Genomic DNA, 17373 nt, shown 5'->3' with positions numbered 1-17373 from the left:
GATGTAGAGTTAAAATAAAAAATATCTTGTTTAATAAATAGGAATAATTGCTTAATAATTTAAATCATCAATCAAAAATATACTTTTTTAGGTATTGTACGAGTGCTAATATAATTTTTATAGTAAGCTTCATTAAATGTTATACCTAAAAACATAAAATAAGAAAATCAGTTTATAAAAAATCCAACAGTAAAAAAGAAACCTACAGCAGACCCAAATTTAGAGTATGAAATAACTTTATTTAAATATGTATATATTATTAATAATCCAAACGTTGGAATTGTGGATATTATTGCTCCTCTTCAAATAGATTTAAAATTTAATTTAAAAGAAGGTGTTAATCTAAATAAAACTAAAAAAGACACTAAGAAGAAAACTAGCGAAAAGAATAAGTAAAATACATCTAAAATTCAATGAGTTTTACTTAATCCATTTTTAATCATTGAGGCATATATTAATATATAAATATTACTAAATATAAATAGTAATATAGAAATTGCGAAAACTAAAAACAATCCTTTTAGTTTATTTCCTCAATAAGTTCCTACTTTATCGTGAGAAAACATATAATTATAAGCTGTAATTATTTTTCCATATCCGCCCGCAGAAATGTAAAGCGAAGGTATAGCAATAAAAGAACCAGGTATTAAAGAATATAATTTACTAAATGAATCGTCAATAACTTCAACACCTTCGTTGTTATTAAAATATTGTTGTCCACCAGGAATAAATTTATTAAAAATTATATTGTTAAATAAGCCTTGAAAAATACTTGTATTGTTAGTGTTGTATTCTTTGGTTAACACTTCAACATGATTTGTTAAAGTTGAAATATTATCGGTGATCGTCAAATTTAAAAAGTTAATTATATAAATAATTGGAACCACAGAAATGAGAAGATAAAAAGTAATTGATAATCATATAAATGTAAAATTCTGAGTTGAAAAATTTTCATATACTTTGTGAACTACTTTAGTTCTAGTATCTTTTTTTTCAATATTATTTGTTCTAATGAGAATGAAAGCGAAAAAGCTAATAATATACTTTATTATTTTTTCATATATTATTGAAAAAATAATAAATTTACTTGGTTGAATTATATTCAAATAAAAAGCTCTTATTATAGAGTTTTTCCCTCTTAATTTTGAGAGTTTTTTATAGTTAATTTTTGTATTTTTCATCTAATACTTTAAGTGCTCTTTGGTTAGATAATTGAGGATTAACTTGTCCGTTAGTTTCTTTCATTAACATACCAAGAATGAATTTAAGAACTTTTTCGGGTCTTGTTATGTATTCATCTGTAATTTTTTGGTTTTTATCAACTATATTAATTATTATTTGATCAATTAGGTTTTGATCTGTTATTTGTTTTAAGTTGTGCTTTTCAAGTAAAATATCAATTTTATCGTTATAATTAACTAAAAGCGGTATTAATTTCTTTAATGATTTACTTGAAATAATTTCTTGATCTAAAAGTTCTATTGCTTGTTTTATGTGTTCTGGTTTTATATTTAATTCATAAGCTTTGACTGATTTAGTATTCGCCAAAGATACTACTTCTGCAAAAAATATTTTTGATAATTTATTTTTATCTAAATATTCGATAGAGTCAAAATAATTAGCCAAATCAATATCATCAATCAAACTATCTACATAAATTTGTTGAATTTTACTATCTAAATATCTTTGTTCTTTTTGGTGTGGTAGTTCATTTATTTTTATCGAATTTATAAAATTGCTTGAAAGTTTAATATATGGTATATTAGGGTCTGGGAAGTATTTGTATTCAACTGTACCCGTTTTCGTTCTCATAACTATATTTGAATTTGTTTTTTCATCAAATCTTTTGGTTTGTTGAAGAATTTTTTCCCCAGTAAGTAATTGTTTTGACTGTGTTTCAATTTCGTTTTCGATTGCTTTTTTGATATTTGAAAGTGAGTTCATATTTTTAATTTCTACTTTAGTACCAAAAATGTTTACACCATATGGTCGCAATGAAATGTTTATATCGGCACGTAATGAACCTTGTTCCAATTTACCTTCTGAAATACCCAATGCTAGTACTGTTTTTTTGATCATATCAACGTATGCAGCTGCTTCGTCAGCACTTCTAATAACCGGGTAAGTAACTATCTCAATCAAAGGCACTCCGGCACGGTTGTAATCTAATTGTGTACTATCGGTGTTGTGGTGTTGTCTTGCAGTATCTTCTTCAAGATGGATTCTTTCAATTTTAATTTCTTTTTTTTCTCCGTTTGGTAATTTAATTTCTAAAGAACCGTTTGATCCAATTGGACGGAAAAATTGAGTAATTTGATATCCTTTTGGTAAATCCGGATAAAAATAGTTTTTACGATCAAAATGTAATTCGTCGTCTATTTTCATTTTTAAAGCTTTCGCTAGGGCGATACCATATTTAACAGCTTGTTTATTAACTAGTGGTAAAGTTCCCGGATATGCTAAGTCTATTTGGTTTGCGTATGTGTTTGGTTCGGTATTAAAATCTATTAATGCAGGAGAAAACATTTTTGTCTTTGTTTTAAGCTCAATATGAATTTCTATACCTATAATGACTTCAAAATTTTTCATTTATTTCCCTCCTAATAATTCTTCAAAATATTCTGCAATCCCTAAAAGCTTTGCATCTGAATATATTTTAGATTCTATTGTCAAGTTATAAGGTAAATTTTTGTGTTTATCAAACGGAATTGTAATCGAAGGATATCCACCTAAATTTGCCGCGGTTAAAATAAATTCTAAAACACCATATTTACTATTTTGATCAAAGCTAGGCGCAACACCTCCAAAAGCTTGAAATATAACAGCATCATATTTTTCATGTAAATCGTTCATGTAATCTTTTATCACACGACGAGCCTTTTGGGCTTTAACAAATATTTCTTCGATATTTTCTGAATAAAGAAAATAACTACCAAGTGATAACCTTTCTTGAACCATTTTCCCAAATTTACTACTTCTTGTGTTTTTAATAACTTCTTCCCAAGAATCTCCTTCTACTCTAGAGCCAAAAGCGATACCATTTAAGTTCGCTAAATTAGAACTAGCTTCTGAAAAAGAAATTACTTTGTAGACTGGTTTAATTGCATTTAAAATATCCAAATTAGGTTCAATAACATCTACATCAACACCTTCCTTTTTTAAGTTTTTATGAAGTTTTTCAACCGAAACATTAACATAATCTTCTGAAAATTTTGAAAAGTTTAATAAAGCAATCTTTTTAGGTTTTGTCTTAATAACTTCTTTAATCTCGATATCTAAACTAGTCATGTCATATTTATCTTTTCCGAATAAAATTTGCGAAGTTACAATTGCGTCGTTAACATTATGTGTAAAATATGCTACTGTATCTAGTGAAGAAGCGTAAGCAAATAAACCGTATCTGCTAATTGCACCATAAGAAGGTTTAAAACCTACTGCACCGTTATAACTTGCCGGTAATCTAACACTATCACCTGTATCGCTAGCTAAAGCTATTGAAATGTTTTTGTCAAAAGTAGCTATAGAACCTGAAGAAGAACCTCCGGATAATCTGCTAGAATCAAATTTGTTTTTTACTATACCGTAAGCACTATGTGTACCTGTACCACCAAGTGCTAATTCATCCAAATGTAATTTTGCAGGTATTAAAGCTCCTTGTTGAATAAATTTATCAATAACTGTAGCGTTATAATGTGTATTAAATTTTTCTAATATCAAACTAGAAGCGCTTGTTGGCGCATCATTTGTAGCATAATTATCTTTTATTGTAACGACAACATCTTTAAATAATCCAACATTTTTATTTTCGATTTTATCATATACAAAAGCAACGGCGTTATTTTTGTCGTTTTTTAAATTGTTTAATGCAAGTTGTAAATTACCTTTGTTTTTAATAACTCTTTTCATTATTTAACCACCTTTGTAATTGTTACATAGTCCTGGTCAGAAGTTTTTGCGTTTGATAAAATTTGATTTTTATCAATTGATTTAAATTCATTATCAAATTCATCTTCTCTCAATAAATCTATTTTGTATTCCTCGTTTATGTGTGAAAGCGGTTTTATATTATCCAAATTTAATTTATCAAGATTTTTTAAATCATTTTCTAACTCATTTCAATTTTTAATTATATTATTTAAAACTTCCTCACTAGGGTTAAACATTAGCGAACTTACTATTTCTTTAATTTTTTCCTTATTTATAATCATTATACTCCTATCATTTTGGTAATGAGTAAAATTCAAAACCATTTAAATATTTTAAATCACCATTTAAATTCTGTAGTTTTAAGTAATAAGAATGTAACATTAATCTATCTGCTTTTTTACCACCGTATTTTATATCACCATAAATAGGTTTACCTAAAAACTTAAGTGTAAGTCTAATTTGATGTTTGCGACCAGTTAAAATTTGAGCAATTTTTTTATTCTTCTCAACATAAAGTATTGTTTTAGAATACTTAGAATTTTCTTTTTCTTTTGGTGAAACTTTCATTTTTCCTGTCGAATAATCTTTTAAGAAATAAAGTTCAACCTCTTTGTATTGTTCATTAAAATCACTTTTAAACATATATTTTTTATCAAAATTAGAAATTTTATCATTTAATTGTTTAACTGTGTGGTAATTTTTACCATAAATTATCAACCCACTTGTTTCTTTATCTAATCTACCAACATGGCTTGGTTTAAAACTATCTATTTGTTTAAATTTCAAATAAGATAAAACTTGATTATCTAAGGAATTATCAGGCCCGTGAACTTCAACTCCTATTTTTTTATCTACTATTAATATATTTTCGTCTTCGTAGATGATATTAAAATTTTGTTCTACTTTAAAAACTTCTTTTTTTTCTTTTTTATCAAAAATTCCGTAAATTACTATTTGGTCATTTTCTTGAACTATTAAACTTTTTTCGTTTATTCTTTTCCCGTTTATTTTAATATCTTTTTTACGAAATAGACTTTCCAATTTGCTTTTAGGCAAATTGGTTAAATACTTGGCAATTAACTTATAAATAGTTCTACCAGAGTCGTTTTTGGTGGCTAAAATTTCAAACATTTATTCTCCTTATTATAATTATTAATTATACATTAATTATAGTTTAATGTTGTATAAAATAAGATAACGCCATTAATAAATAGAGTTATCTTACTAGTATAAAATTCTTATCTTGTCAATTCAATTTGGTATAAATTTTTTACATTTTTAGACATTTTTTTAAGCATTTTTAATTCTTTTGCAAATTCTTCAATATTAATGAAGTCTTCATAATCTTGTTTCGTAGATCATCTTTGTATTACTAATATTTTTTCTTCTGTCATTAATCCGTATTCATAAGAAAGGTTTTTTTCTTTCATTCTTGTTTTTTGTGTAAAAACATATAAATAATCAATAAAACCTTTTAATTTTTCAGGATCAATTGTGTAAATTGTTGCTTGTGCATATATCATAATTATTCTCCTTAATTAAATTTTAAACGTTTGTATAGAATGAACGATTCAGTTAATTTTTTGTCATTAAATTTAGTAAAGTCTTTAACTTCATCTAATTTAAATTCTTTTAAATCTAGTGCCGTCGCAACTTCTGATACTTTATTTGGTAAAACAACCGAATAGTATGTAGAAAGTGCGTATATTCCGTTTAATAATCTAACTAAAATTTGTTCTAGGCGATCTAAATTTGTAATAGTTCATGGTTTAGTTAAATCAATATATTTGTTTAATTGGTTTCCAAGCTCGTTTGCAATTTGAAAAGCTTTATTTATTCTAAACTCATCAAAGTTATTTTTATATTCTTTAATTGAATTTATTATATCATTTTCGATATCTAAATCTTCTTGATAAGTAGTTTTTGCATATTTTATCGGGTTAGAAAAAGAATTGCTTTTCATTTTTAAAGTACGTGCAATCAAATTTCCATAAGTATTAATTAATTCAGCATTAATTGTATTAACGAATCTTTCTTCATCGAAAACAATGTCATCACCAAGTGCGCTTTGACTAACAAAGAAATATTTTATAATTTCAGGATCGTATTTTTCTAATAATTTATATGGGTCTATAATGTTGTTTTTAGATTTTGACATTTTACCAGTAGGGGTAATTATCCATCCGTGCGATTGTATTTTTGAAGGTAATTTTAAATTTAATGCTTTTAAGAAAATAGGTCAATAAATCATATGAAAACGAGATATTTCTTTCCCTATTAAGTGAACAACTTCTGCATTATCATCTTCTCAAAAATATTTAAAATCATCTTTGTGATTACCGTTAATATCAAACCCTAGTGCTGTAATATAATTAGCAAGAGCATCTAGCCAAACGTAAACAGTATGTGAAGGATCTTCATTAATTTTAATTCCTCAATCAATTTTGGCTCTTGTTATCGATAAATCTTCAAGCCCTTTTGAAATAAAATTATTAATCATTTCGTTTTCAATTTTTTTCGGAGCTAAAAATTCTTTATTTTTATTTATATAATCAACTAGTCAATCTTGAAATAAATTCATTTTAAAAAAGTAACTTTCTTCAGATACTAAAGTAAGTTCGTGGTCTGAAGTTGGGTGATAAAATTTACCATTTTTTTTAATTGCTTGAGTTTCGGTTAAAAACTCTTCATCAGGAATAGAGTATAGACCTTGATATTTTCCTTTATATACAAATTCTTTTTTTAGAAAATAACTAAAAATATCTTGTATTGTTTTTTTGTGGTATTGTGAAGTTGTTCTTGAGTAATAATCATATTCAATGCGAAAATCTTTTCACATCTGTTGAAATTTTAATGCTAGTTCATCAACGAACTCTTGTGGTTTTACCCCTTTTTCTTCGGCTTTTTGTTGTATTTTTAATCCATGTTCATCGGAACCGGTCAACATTCTTACATCATAACCATCTAACTTTTTATAATTTGCAATAACTCAAGTTAGTGCGGTTGTGTACAAATGACCAATATGTAAATTTCCGCTAGCATAATAAATAGGTGTAGTTATATAAAATCTCTTTTTCATATTATTCCTTAATTTTAATAGGTTTATAAATATTTTTTATTTCAGGTAAATAATCGTGGTTTAGTTTATCGTTATCAGCGTGCAAATACAAGTTAGGTAAAAAATGTGTACCTCAACCAGACTGAAATCTAGCCTCTATCAATGCAAATTTAGGTTTTTCACTAGATCTTGTAAATACATATTGAACTCTTTTAGGTTCGAAATTATACTTTCTCATTAAGGTAAAAGCGTCAATTGAACGTTCTATAGGGAGAACAATTGTTAAATATCCTTTTTGTTCAATTATTTTAGAACAACCTTGGAATAGTTGTTCTAAATTTAGTTTTACTTCATGAGTTGCTATTAATTTAGCTTCATTTCAATCTTTTTTAATTTTAGTTTTATCAAAAGAATAAAAAGGGGGGTTACAAAAAATAACTTGATATTTTGGTTTAACGTTTTTTGTGTGGTCCTTTCAAAAAATGTTAAAATCTTCATTTATTACATTAATTTGTGAGTCTAAATTGTTAAATTTAATATTAAATTTTGCTAATTCATATGCTTCTTTTTGGATTTCTACTGCATCAATTTTAAGTTTAGAACTTCTAGAAGCAACGAAAATGGATAAAGCACCATTGTTCGCTCCTATTTCTAATGTTCTACTTATTTTTTGATTTAAAGTAATAAAATTCCCTAACAAGATTGTATCTACTGAATAATTAAACATGTCTTTATCTTGGTAAACATATAAATTTGAATCAAACCCAAGAGAATTTTTTATGATATTACGATTTTTTAAAGCGTCTGTTAGTTTCATGGTTTCTTCTAAATTGCTCATCTTTTTCCTTTTTTGCTATAAATTCAGGATATAAAGAAGCTAAACAACAATCAACTTTCCCTTCTACCAAATCTACCCCAAGAATAACAACTTCAACATAATCACCAATTGTAAATGTTTTCTTAGTTTTTGTACCTATAAGTTTTGTCAATGTGTCATTTGCTTCATATAAATCGTCAATTAACGAAGTTTTATGAACTAAACCACTAGCTTTAAAGTCAAATTCAACAAAAAAACCAAAATTTAAAATACTTAAAATTTGAACTTTATATTTTTTTCCAATTTGATTTTTCAAAAATTCTGCAAATTTTAAATCATTAACATTTCTTTCGATTTGAACTGCTTTTTGTTCTGATTTAGTATTTAAATCTCCATAACTTATTATTTTACTTCTGTATTCATCAATCTTATCTTCTTTTTTATCAATAAGAAAGTTTCTAATAACTCTATGGATTACTAAATCTGGATATCTACGTATCGGACTTGTAAAGTGACAATAATATTCTGATGCTAAACCAAAATGACCTATATTTTCGGGAGAATAAATTGCTTTTTGCATTGTTCTCAAGAACATTAATTTAATAAAATCATCATTTCTATGTTCTTTTATTTTTTCTACGATTTTAGAAAAACTTTTAGGTGATAATTTATTGAAATTTAAGTTTTCAGATTTGATTCCTATTGCTTCTAAAGTGTTTTTTAAATTTGTAATTTTCTCCTGGTCAGGTAATTCGTGAATACGATATAAAACAGGTAATTTATTATCGTATAAATATTTTGCTACAGTTTCGTTTGCTCTAACCATAAAGTCTTCTATTAAAACTTCTGAAAACCCACGCTCATTAATTAAGATATGACTAACTCTTCCTTCGTTATCTAATTTTATTTTTGGTTCCACAATTTCAAAATCAACATAACCCTGTTTTATCTTAAAATCATGTAAAACCAAACTTAGTTCTTTTGCATCATTTAACATTAATTTTAGCTTATCAACATCATTTTTAGGTTCTTGAGTAAAAACTAGTTTATTCTCATTGAAAAATTTATCAACTTGTTTATAAGTTAATCTAAATTTACTTTCAATAATACCTTCAAAAATATCTACTTTAACGTTATTTCCATATTTATCAATTTCCATTTCACAAGCTATAACAAATCTTTTTTCGTTTGGGTTCAATGAACAAATACCGTTTGAAAGGCCGAAAGGTAACATAGGTATAACTCTATCGACTAAATAAATGCTTGTGCCACGTTTTAAAGCTTCGCTATCAATTTCTGTACCTTCTTTTACATAATGGGAAACATCAGCGATATATACCCCTAAAAAGTAGTTACCATTTTCTAATTTTTTAACGTAAATAGCATCATCAAAGTCTTTTGTTTCGTCACCATCGATTGTAACAATCATTTTATCGGTTAAATCAACTCTTCTACTTAAATCTTCACTTTCGATTGTTTCGGGGATATTATCAATTTCATTGTCTAAAATTTCAGGAAAACTATTTGGCGCTTTAATTTGTTCTAGGTATGATTTAACATAAACCATTGGATCAGCTTCGTTAGTTATAACTTTAGTTATTTCGATTAAAACGTTTTTAGAATCGTATTTTAAAATTTTAGCAACTACCAAATCGTTAAGTTTAATAGGAATTAAATTAGGTATTATAGTTCATGTTAAAGTTTTCATTTTAGCTTCGACTGGAACAAAATAATTAGTATTATTTTTTAGTTTTATAAAACCAACTATTTCATCATTTCCACGTTCGATTATTTCGACTACTACACCACTAGTTAAGTCCGACTTATCATCTTTTGGATTTTTAAAAACCTTCACTTTAACTTTGTCATTATGTAATGCGCTATTAAAGTTAAAGTTTCTAATATAAACGCTATCTTTGGTGTTTTTTACCTCATCGATATTATAGTCAACAAAACCAAATTGTCCTTTATTGTTTACGTTTAATACACCCTCTATAATATCAACTAAAATTGGTGCATAATATTCATCATTATTATTTTTGAAAATTTTATATTCTTTTTGTAATTGAGATAATATTTTTGTTAATTTATGATTATCTTTAGGGAGTATTCTAAAATGTTTGGCAATACTTAAAAAACTCCTTGACTTTTCGCTTTGTATATATGATACAACTTTTTCTATATCCATTTATTTAACTTAAGATGGCTTTAAGTATTATTGCAGAAGCAAATAAAACAAATCCAAAAAACATCATTGAATATTTTAAAACCTTCTTAATTCCCCTTTCTTTTGAGTTTTTGAACAATTCTAAATCGCCAGAACCTACTAGTGCTCCTGAAAAACCATTTGAATCAGGAGACATAGCAAAGGAAATAAGAATAATTATAAAACTACATAATATTAATACTACTGTTAAAATTGTCATCTTTACTCCTTAAATTTACACTTTATTTAAAGTATAACATAATTAATTTTTTTTAATTTAGTTAATTACTTTTTTTAAATTAAAAATTTAAATATTTATCTGTATAAGATATTTTTCAATTATTTTTTTAAGAAAATAAATCAAATATTAATTTTTATTTTGTGTCCATGTTATGGTTTAAAAAAACATAAATACTTTTTAATTTGTTTAAAAGAATATGGTTTCGGATGTTGCTTAGACCTAAAAAAGAGAACGCTTATATAATATTTTGTAAATTATTTATATATTTCTAATGTTTATATTATTTAGAACTAAACACATTTATTCAAAATCTTGTCTATTAATGTTATCAATATATTTCTATATTTTTTATAGCATTATATTTTTAATTTAGTCTATAAAATGTTTTTTAATTGTAAATGTAAATTAAATTAAACCTAATATCCTGCTAAATGACATTAGCAGAAAATGTCCACATAGCTATTTGTTTTTTTCTATTAATACTCAATAACTAAAAATTAATTAAAAAAATATTATAAAAAATATTTATAAATTTTATTTTAACCCTATACCGTAGGCGAAAAAGTTTTTTATATTTTTGTTCCAATTTTTTTGATTAACTTTTAAAGTGCTATAATGTACGTGTCTTATTAATATATATATATATATATAAATATATATAAAACTAAGGAGGTGTTAATGCACTTTGCAAAAAGAAAAAAAATAGTGACGCTACTTGTTGTAGCTTCTACTATAGCTTCTAGTAGTGGTGTAGCTTCTTTAATTTACAATTTTTCAAAAGACAATGATAATCCATTTGAATTTGTAAATAAAGAAAGTAAACCGAATTTAATTAATAAAGATCAATTAGAACTTGATAATGATAAGATATTAAATTCAAATGTTGATTTAAATTTACGAGTTAAACCTCAACCAAAAGAAGAACCGGTGATACCAAAACCTAAAGAAGAAGAAAAGAAACCAATAATTATTGAAAAACAACCTGAAAAACCGATTGAAAAACCAAAAATTATTGAAAAACCTATTCCGAAGCCGATTGAAAAACCAAAGCGGATTCCTAAACCTATAGAGCCGCCCGCTCCTACGCCACAACCAAAACCGGAACCACAACCTGAAGTTGTTCCGGATCCTACTCCTGGCGTTGCTGATGCTTATATTACTATCGAAGGAGTTAGGGTTAAAGCTAAATTAAAAAACTTTAAAAAGCGTGTTGTATCATCATATGATGTTGAAAATAAAATAGCAAATAGAGAAGAATATTTAGCTAATATAACAGGCGAATTAATTAGCATTGAACCAACAGAAGAACTTAGAAAAAAAGTTACCGATAATGCTGCCGCTGCCGCCCGCACTATTCGTGATCATGAATATTCTACTATTGGTATGGCGTTACAAGTTTTAGATTTGGTCGACAAAGGTAAAATGACAGAAACTAATTTACATTCATTTTTAATTAAAAATGAATTAAATAATTGAAATTGACGAAGAGATTATTATACTTTTCAAGTTTTAATTGAGCACGGTGATTTTCAAAAGTTTTTAACTCCAGAAGCACAAGCTCAATATCCAACAATGCAATTTAGAAGTGATTTACATCGTAAATTATGAATTATTAAAAATTTAGATTTTTCTAAGTTTACAAAACTTGCGCCTGAGGGTGAAAGATTTTTGAGAGAAGGTAAAGTTTTAGATCCTAGAAATGTTTACTTAAATGAAAGAGGTGAGTGAACTTCAAGTAGTTGAAGCGGACCTAAAGAATTTAACGGTGTTATCGCAGAAAGAGAGAGAAATAATAGTCAAAAACGTGCTTTTGACTATGATACTCCTTGGGGTCGTAGTGCCGATGATATTAATAGTGGAACTTATCCAGGGTGAACTAAAACTAAAATAAACCCTGATCAAGATCCTAATTTTAAAGATTTACATATATCAAATATAAATGGACTTGATGTTTTTAGAATGACAAGAAACGGCCAACCTAAAACTGATGGAGATTATGTTAATGATGGATATGTAGTCGAAATTGATGCATCTAAAAGTAATGCTTATGAGCGTACAAAGACATTAGTTAAAGAACTTACTGACAGAAAAGTAAATATTACTTCATATAGAATTAAGCATATGGGTAAAGCCAATGCTGCTCAAAACTTCAAAGAAATACTTCTTGCATTACCTGAAGAATTAAGGCAATTAGAGTTATTCTTTGATGCTAGAGCAACAAATACTTCATCGTTAATTGCTTTAGAAAATAAAAAGATTAAAGAATTATCGTTATACACAGATGGTAACTCACTTTTAGATAGTTGAAGTCTAAATCCTTGAGCACTTAAAGAAACTGCGTGAGTTAATACTCTTGATTATAATGTAAGTAGCGAGTATCCAAGTGATGCATATATCATTACAAGAATAAGATTTGATACTTTAGCTTTTGAGGAAAGTGATATTAATAAATCGTATGCTGATGACGATCCTACAAATAGATTTAAGAGAATTAATGATGGTTTAAGACGTGCTTACTGAGCTAGAAATAATGAAGCTATATTCCAAAGCATGGGTCCAGGTTTAAATCCTGATAATAATGAAAGTGGTAATGGTTATCCTATGGGATTAGATTTTGGTAGAGCACCAAGCGTTAGAACTTTAAGAGGATTGGTTTTTAAAGATATTATCAAACCTCAAAACGGAAGTAGAAAAATACAAAGAGCAAATTTTGCTAATACTGGTCAAAATTATAAATTGAAATTAATAGACTTAAATGATTCCGGTTTTGAAAACTTTATACCAAAAATACCCGGTGTTCAAGAGCCTAAAATTACTTTTAGCAATGGAGATGAAACAAAATATCTTTTTATTGATGATGCTGGACAATTGACAAGTAATGGTGTTCAAAGCATTTCAAAATTCTTTGAGTTAGCAAAAACCTTAAATAAAACCATAAGAGTTAGAAAAGGTAATATACAAACTATTCAATCACTTAGAAATTACGGTTTTGATGTAGAAGAATTTGAAGAAGGTGATGAACTTAATTTTACATAGGAGGCAATTATGAATTTTATTAGTAAGAAAAAAATATTTTTAAGTTTTGCTAGTATATCAATATTACCTATTGCGATATCATGTAGCACAGATAATAATTCAAAAAATAATGGAATCAATAATAATTCTGAACACAAAAAACAAGAAGTTAGAGATATATTAAATGATGATTTTTTAAATATTGATTCTAATAAGAAGCAAGAATTAAATACTCGTTTAGAAACCGCTAATAAGAATACAGTTGTTGATCAAATATTATCTGAAGCGAGAGAATTAAAAAATAATTCTTTAAAAAACAAAGGTATTGAACAAATTAAAACTTATGCACTTGATAAGTTATCAAATTTGAGAAATTTAAAAAATTATGAAGCAAGAATTACTAGCGAGAGTAATAAGGAAAATTTAGTTGATATAATTAAAGAAATTGATTTAGATATAAAAAATCAAGGACAAATAACTGACGCCGAAAAAGAAAAAGCAACTAAAGAGTTTAGTAAGTTAGTTGATTCTAATGGTTTTAAAGAAGTTTCGGTTTTTGAATTACTTAATACAACTCCTTCTTTTACGCCTCAACAAGGACATATAAAAAGCGAAGTTTTACCAACGACTTTTATAAAAAATATTTCAACATGGGTTGCGAAAATAAAACCAAAATATTCATGGTTTTTAAACTCATTTATTACTAATGCTAGACCAGAAGATAGTCTAGCGCAAGCTAATCAAAAAGGCGAGTTATTATTAAGTATAGTTTTTCAAAATAAATTCAATGAAAATCAACAATATACTGAGTCGTATAAAATTTCTGGTTTTAAAAGTAATTCTCAAGGTTTAGACGATGATGGAACTATTTTAACTAGTTCTACTGAAAGACTTAAAACACCAGACGAACAATATGTTTTAATGAATCAAAAAGAAAGATTTAACGCTGATGATTCAAAATATATAAATGTTTTAAAAGAACAACTAAGATTAAATGATTGAAAAGAACTTCGTAAAGATGCAAAAAACGTAACAGACGAAGAAATAGCTAAGTATAATAAAGAAGCTGAAAAAGTTGGATTAAGTTCTTACGAATCTTCTGCTTTAAAAGGGTTTTCTATACCCAAATATAAGTCTGATGGAAGTTTTGAAGGATTTAGTTTGAATACCGAAAGATTAATTCCGATGGGACCCACTTGAGCCGATGCTTTAGGTGGTAGAAGCACTTTTCAAATTGGCGGATTAGGAAGAAGAATAACAAATGAAAATTATTTAAATCTTGCCAAACAAACATATTCCGTTACTTTTAGCAATCAAAGTATTACGGAATTAGAAAGTGAAAGAGTTGAAATTCAAAGAAATTTAAAATTTGTTGATCATTTATCTAATTTTGCTAATAATATTAAAGATCAAACCACTAAAGATAAATATTTAAAATTAATAAACGACGCTGAAGGTCAACAATATTATTTAGAGCCTTACGAATCACAAATTTGGGATATTATAGCCAAAGAAACAACAGATACCCATGCTAGCGATCTTTATAAAAAATATTTAAACGAAGAAAGAAATTTTTATAAAGAGAAAGTTAATAATTTAAAAGTTAGAGAAGAGACAAAGAAACTTTTAAATGAAACAATCGATAACTCTAATTCTTTTTATAATTTAGATAGTTTAGGAAATACAGGTACATCACCTTCAGGAACAATGTGAATTATGGATTATGAAGAGCCTGTTAATGGTCAATATCCAACTAAATTTTATTTTGGTACAAATTTACATGTTGCAGATAGTATTGCTAAAAATAAAAGAATGTTTTCTGGTATCGGCTTAACAAGATTGAACGGTGATAATAATGGTATTTTAAATAACTTTAAATTAATGGAAATGGAAGTAGAAAACGGAACTTTTACTCAATTCACCATGAATCCCGAAACAGTTAGAAGAGTTTTTGATGGTAGAGATTATCTTAAAAGTTCTCCAAGTGAATTTATAACTTCTACTCAAAAAGAAATATTTAAAGATGCGGAAGAATTTTTAGATTTTGCAGTAATTGAAATTGATTTTGGAAAAATACAAAATAATAGAGTTAGTGGCACAGGTTCGTTTCAGCCTTCGTCTATTACTCCACAAAATTTTGCTAAGTGAGTCACTAATGATTATGCAAATTGAGAAGAAAAAGACAAAACAAAATTTAAATCAGAATCTTATTTAAAAAATTATAAAAAAATTGAATTCCCACTTGCTACAAAAGGAAATTACGATTGAAGTAAATTAGATCAAATATTTGCGTTAGGTTATCCTAAATCAATTAGCAGCGGGTTTCAAGATTATTTCTTAAAGCCATATATAGACGATGATCAACGCGCTAGAGCTGAGTGAAGTCATTCTCTTTGAACAAATGCGGACCATAAATTTTATGATTTACAAGCAACTGAAGATGGACCGCAAGGAAATCCTGAATTACTTAAAAGAGGTAATTTCTTATCTTACAATATTGGATTTAGGTCATTTGCGTATAAACCAGGATTGACCGATGCGTTTTTAGCCGCTCCTTTAGTTGGTGATAAACCTGATCCTAAGAAAAATATATATGTTTCTACCGATGACAATAAAAAATATATTAATTTCGGTTTAGAATATCTGCCACGTTGATTTACTCCTGGTGTTGGGGCTAGTGGTTCGAGTTTAAGAACCCAAAATAATGAAGTAGTTGCTATTTATCATGCCACAAACGCTAGTTCAAATACTGGTTTAGCAGCCGCATTTAGATCTGAAGGGTTCGATTACGGAGGAATGTTTGGAAAATATACATTACCTCAATATGATTTAATTTATGGCGGTGGTAAGGATCAAAAGAATTCTTATCGTGAAGCTATGAAAAAGTTATTTGAAAAAGGAGAGATCAAAAATACTCATTTATTTAAAAATGGTTTTGATAATATTCCTAAAGGGTTTGAATTTAAGGAAACTAATGGCTTTATTAAATCAACAGATTTAGAAAAAGAGGAAGGAAAAAATGAATAATACTACATTTGAAAATAAAAGAATTTATTCAGATTACAAATCTCACTTAACCTCTGATTCAAGAAGTAAATGAAGTTTATTTTACAAGAGTATTTTGATATTGTTTTTTGCAACAAGTATTCTTGTTATGCTATTCATGGCAAAAGCTTCTATATTTCCTGAAGTTTATATAGGTAACGATGGTGATGGTTGAGTTAATTTGTTTAAGTTTGACGATCAGTATAGAGAAGGAAATGCGGTTATATTAATACGTTTTAGTACGTTATTCTTTGTATTTTTATTCTCGATATTTAAAAATTATAAGAACATTAGCAAGCAAAAAGAAAAAATTAAGCATTATATATTTTTCTATATATCTTATTTATTATTATCAATAGCATCTGTTGCGTTAATGTTTTTCTATACATATTGAAATAATCCAATTGAAACAGAAGAGGGGACTTATGTTCAAAAAGTACCTTATCAGTGAAATGAAATTTTATCATTAACTTTTCTATTGATACCATTATTAGTTATCAATATTTCATTTGAAGTATATAACTATATTTATAAGAGAAAATCAGAACCATTACTTTATTCATCTGTTATTAGTTTTATAATACAAATAATTTCACAATTTTTATTAGTTGTGGCGATTATAGCAATTGCACAAGCGTGAATTAATCCTGCACCAGTTGATGCTGGAAGTATAGAATTAAAAAATAATGTTTCAGGTGAAACGGAAATAAGAAGTTTCACAAAACAGATATTAATGTTTAAAGATAATCAAACATGAGAAAGTATTGAATCATTATTTACAGTTAAAAAGGCAACAAATTTAATTATTATAATTGCATTATTTATAGCTTTTGGTTTTTTAATTGTAGGTTCAAATATTAGAAGTTTATCAAGATTATCTGAAAAAAATCTTTTAACTCATAATAACAAGGATAAATATATGTTATCAATAACATTATGCTAAATTGTAATTTCAAGTGCAACACAATTTATATAAAATATAATTGTGGAGCACTTGAAATTTTTTAATAAAAAAAATGGCCCCACATGAACCGAGGAACCATATGAATTATACAACAAAAAAT

13 protein-coding genes are annotated in these 17373 nt (G+C 26.8%); 3 read left to right on the top strand and 10 right to left on the bottom strand.

What is annotated here, in order from left to right; translation table 4 throughout:
* Positions 1-59: 59 nt before the first annotated feature.
* The 10 genes from N9R85_RS01500 to secG form a co-directional block, all read right to left on the bottom strand.
* On the bottom strand, positions 60-1181 hold the full coding sequence (locus N9R85_RS01500) for a YihY/virulence factor BrkB family protein (protein WP_262858279.1): 1122 nt from the start codon (positions 1179-1181) through the stop codon (positions 60-62).
* Complete coding sequence (gene gatB, locus N9R85_RS01495) at positions 1162-2589, bottom strand: Asp-tRNA(Asn)/Glu-tRNA(Gln) amidotransferase subunit GatB (RefSeq protein WP_262858278.1); 1428 nt, start codon at positions 2587-2589, stop codon at positions 1162-1164. Before gatB ends, N9R85_RS01500 begins: the two co-directional genes overlap by 20 nt.
* Positions 2590-3906, bottom strand: coding sequence for an amidase family protein (locus tag N9R85_RS01490; RefSeq protein WP_262858277.1), 1317 nt, complete (start codon positions 3904-3906; stop codon positions 2590-2592).
* On the bottom strand, positions 3906-4208 hold the full coding sequence (locus tag N9R85_RS01485) for a glutamyl-tRNA amidotransferase (RefSeq protein ID WP_308699347.1): 303 nt from the start codon (positions 4206-4208) through the stop codon (positions 3906-3908). Before N9R85_RS01485 ends, N9R85_RS01490 begins: the two co-directional genes overlap by 1 nt.
* Before the next feature lie 7 nt (positions 4209-4215).
* The gene (locus N9R85_RS01480; protein ID WP_205851725.1) at positions 4216-5058 is read right to left on the bottom strand and encodes an RluA family pseudouridine synthase; all 843 of its coding nucleotides are present in this window, start codon (positions 5056-5058) and stop codon (positions 4216-4218) included.
* Positions 5059-5165: 107 nt separating this feature from the next.
* Positions 5166-5450 carry an antibiotic biosynthesis monooxygenase gene (locus N9R85_RS01475; RefSeq protein ID WP_205851727.1) on the bottom strand — a complete coding sequence of 95 codons (285 nt, stop codon included), beginning with the start codon at positions 5448-5450 and terminating at the stop codon, positions 5166-5168.
* 11 nt (positions 5451-5461) lie between these two features.
* The gene (gene metG / locus N9R85_RS01470; RefSeq protein ID WP_262858276.1) at positions 5462-7006 is read right to left on the bottom strand and encodes a methionine--tRNA ligase; all 1545 of its coding nucleotides are present in this window, start codon (positions 7004-7006) and stop codon (positions 5462-5464) included.
* 1 nt (position 7007) lies between these two features.
* Positions 7008-7823 (bottom strand): tRNA1(Val) (adenine(37)-N6)-methyltransferase, encoded by an 816-nt coding sequence (locus N9R85_RS01465; RefSeq protein ID WP_241006853.1) that lies wholly within the window; start codon positions 7821-7823, stop codon positions 7008-7010.
* Positions 7771-9990 carry a ribonuclease R gene (rnr, locus tag N9R85_RS01460; RefSeq protein WP_262858275.1) on the bottom strand — a complete coding sequence of 740 codons (2220 nt, stop codon included), beginning with the start codon at positions 9988-9990 and terminating at the stop codon, positions 7771-7773. The genes N9R85_RS01465 and rnr overlap by 53 nt, the downstream gene beginning before the upstream one ends.
* Before the next feature lie 4 nt (positions 9991-9994).
* Positions 9995-10228, bottom strand: a complete 234-nt coding sequence (gene secG, locus N9R85_RS01455) for a preprotein translocase subunit SecG (RefSeq protein WP_205851731.1) — start codon at positions 10226-10228, stop codon at positions 9995-9997.
* 699 nt (positions 10229-10927) lie between these two features.
* Between secG and N9R85_RS01450 the strand changes: the two genes are divergently transcribed.
* Genes N9R85_RS01450 through N9R85_RS01440 form a run of 3 tightly spaced genes read left to right on the top strand, consistent with a single transcriptional unit; the run spans position 10928 to position 17252 of the window.
* A complete protein-coding gene (locus N9R85_RS01450; protein ID WP_262858274.1) occupies positions 10928-13285 on the top strand; it encodes a putative immunoglobulin-blocking virulence protein in 2358 nt (785 codons plus the stop codon).
* 9 nt (positions 13286-13294) lie between these two features.
* Positions 13295-16291 carry an Ig-specific serine endopeptidase MIP gene (gene mip / locus N9R85_RS01445; RefSeq protein ID WP_205852597.1) on the top strand — a complete coding sequence of 999 codons (2997 nt, stop codon included), beginning with the start codon at positions 13295-13297 and terminating at the stop codon, positions 16289-16291.
* Positions 16284-17252: an MSC_0624 family F1-like ATPase-associated membrane protein gene (locus N9R85_RS01440; protein ID WP_262858273.1), complete on the top strand. Its 969-nt coding sequence runs from the start codon at positions 16284-16286 to the stop codon at positions 17250-17252. Before mip ends, N9R85_RS01440 begins: the two co-directional genes overlap by 8 nt.
* The last annotated feature ends 121 nt before the right edge of the window (positions 17253-17373 follow it).

The organism is Mycoplasma sp. CSL7503-lung (genome assembly GCF_025515455.1).
In the GTDB taxonomy this organism is placed as follows: domain Bacteria; phylum Bacillota_I; class Bacilli_A; order Mycoplasmatales; family Metamycoplasmataceae; genus Mycoplasmopsis.
This window is presented reverse-complemented; position numbering and strand designations above follow the sequence as displayed.